The organism is Lactiplantibacillus xiangfangensis (assembly GCF_001438845.1).
Lineage (GTDB): Bacteria > Bacillota > Bacilli > Lactobacillales > Lactobacillaceae > Lactiplantibacillus > Lactiplantibacillus xiangfangensis.
The window spans coordinates 1-2252 of record NZ_JQCL01000027.1 but is presented as its reverse complement, the minus strand read 5'-3'; the positions used below and the strand labels follow the sequence as shown (position 1 = coordinate 2252).

Below are 2252 nucleotides of genomic sequence, written 5' to 3'. Positions count from 1 at the left end.
GAACGTGGTAGTAATGAACGCTTTAATCGGAATTTACGTTATTTTTATCCTAAAGGAACTCGTTTTGAGCACATTAGTGCTCAAGGCTTGAAAACCACCTTACTCGAAATTAATCAGAGACCACTTAAAATACTCGACTGGCAAACACCGTATCAGGTCATGCTGACCAATTTGTCAAAAAATTCGGATTAAATTTGCAATCTACCTAAAGTCCTTTATTCCAAAACGATAATTTCATTTTCAACATCTTTTTTAATTTATCATCTCTTTCGGTTATATTCGAGATTCCCCATTCAGAACCCTGATATTGAGAAAGTTGTTTTACAATTTCAACTTTAGATACAGAATACCTTCCTTTTTTTTGTTCAAAATACTTATTTCCCGCTTGGATATTTAGCCTTTTTTCAAATGGGACTTTATTTCCCAGATGTTCAATATACGGTTGAACTTGGTCAAATGAATAGCCATATAAACTCGTTGTTTGCCATTTTCTAGGAAGAATATGCTCGACGTCCAATCTAAACGGTAGAAGTGTTCTTTGTTTGCTGTCATCGTAGGCAATGATCTTAAGTAGCATAGGTATTAGTTTTGCTGGTGGTTCAATCACGTTCTCAATTGCCTCTTCCAAGGAAGACTTGAAGCCACTAAAGTTAAGAGAATTGCTGAATATTGATGCATTTAAATTCATTATTGGTTGTTTTACTGCATTGACCGTTGGTTTGATAAGATATCCAGATACCAATACGCTTATAAATTTTTTTAAAAAAACGACAAATTCTTTTGTGAATTCAGGCTTATCATTCCCTTTAATCAGTAAATAAGTATTAATTGTGTATTTCCAATATTCATTTGGATAGCTTGTAAGTATATCCAGAAGTTGTTGCACTTCATTATTTTTATACCAAGTTGGACACTCTGCTATGTTTCTAGTGTTAATTGTTTCCCAAATATCCATTTCTCTTTCTATGTCACTCATTGTTCTTGACTGTCGTAACTTTTCCCAATTATTGCGTCCAAAATATTTGCGCAAAGCGGGACGACTAGTATCCTTATCATTATCTTCAGCTCTTAATGTAAAGGCATAATAGGCAAATAACGCCTGAATATTAATTCCAGCAGCCTCGGATCGTTCACTTACATCTTGCCACATAGAAATAAAAGGGGCCCTGAGATCGGCGCTAAGAGAGTTATATATCTTTGCTTTAAAAATATCAGCATCATTGAGCGGCATTCCTCTGTCATTTAGCGTTGAAAAAATAGTCAGAGCCGTATCTTGTGTGTCGGCTTCGATAGGTAACAGTATCGCATCTTTTAGAATGTGTACAATTAATTCGTAAAATTGAAATGGTTCTTCCTTAGCGTATCCATCAATAAGTTGACAAAATGTGTTGAAGTTATTGGAATAATTGTCTTTTTCAGATGAATCTGATTTTCCACTTATTAATATTGATTTTAATGTTTCATTACTTGATTCATTCAAGACTAAAGAACTAATAAGAACCTTTTTTTTGTTGGGTTCTTGTGTTATAGGATCAGTTTCCCATATGGTTTTTCCTAGTTGTGTTTGAAGCCCAATAACTTGTTTGTCTTTTTTCATAGACTCCAACTTAGAGTAAATTGCTCGCAACATTAAAAATAATGACGTTAACCTTTGTTGTCCGTCAATTATTTCCTGCTCGCCATTTTCGTTTTCATAAAAGACAATTGCCCCTAGAAAATATGTCTTTTCACTTTTTTGATTTGCAAAGTTGACTAAATCTTCCCACAATGTATTAATCTCATCTGTCGACCAAGCATACGGTCGCTGATATTCTGGAATCACAAACTCTCTTTTTGCACCGCTTGTGAGCATTTCTTCAACTGATTTTTTATTTACCTGAATTGATGTTGCCATATCTTAAACCTTCCCCTTTAATATTAATATTCTAATGCCACTTTGAAAAATTACCCGAAAGGTCACGCCAAGTACACCCATTCTTCATGGTATAAAGCAGTGCGCAAAAGATATCGTATAAGTCAATTTGTCTTAGTGCAGTGCTCTTGTGTGCGCCTTCATGGTAAATTCCGATGAGATTAAATTCCTCACGTGTAATATTGCTACCATGGTGATGCGTAAAAGATTACATAAGCTAACTCCAGTTTTCTATGTAAATTATACCTGTAGTTTAGCTATTCTACAAAGATACTAAACAGCTTCTTAGAGATCATCGTTAAACTTCCCAATTATCATGCCGACACTTGCTTGAAAGCCC

General features: G+C 34.6%; 1 protein-coding gene and 1 pseudogene. One reads left to right on the top strand and one right to left on the bottom strand.

The features are described from left to right. Nucleotides 1-192: pseudogene (locus IV64_RS14030) on the top strand (IS30 family transposase); the annotation flags it as partial. Between the two features lie 13 nt (nucleotides 193-205). On the opposite strand, the gene IV64_RS02470 reads toward IV64_RS14030, so the two are convergent. Next, entirely contained in the window at nucleotides 206-1894 is a 1689-nt protein-coding gene (locus tag IV64_RS02470; protein ID WP_057705588.1) for a DUF262 domain-containing protein, read from the bottom strand. Between the last annotated feature and the right edge of the window lie 358 nt (nucleotides 1895-2252).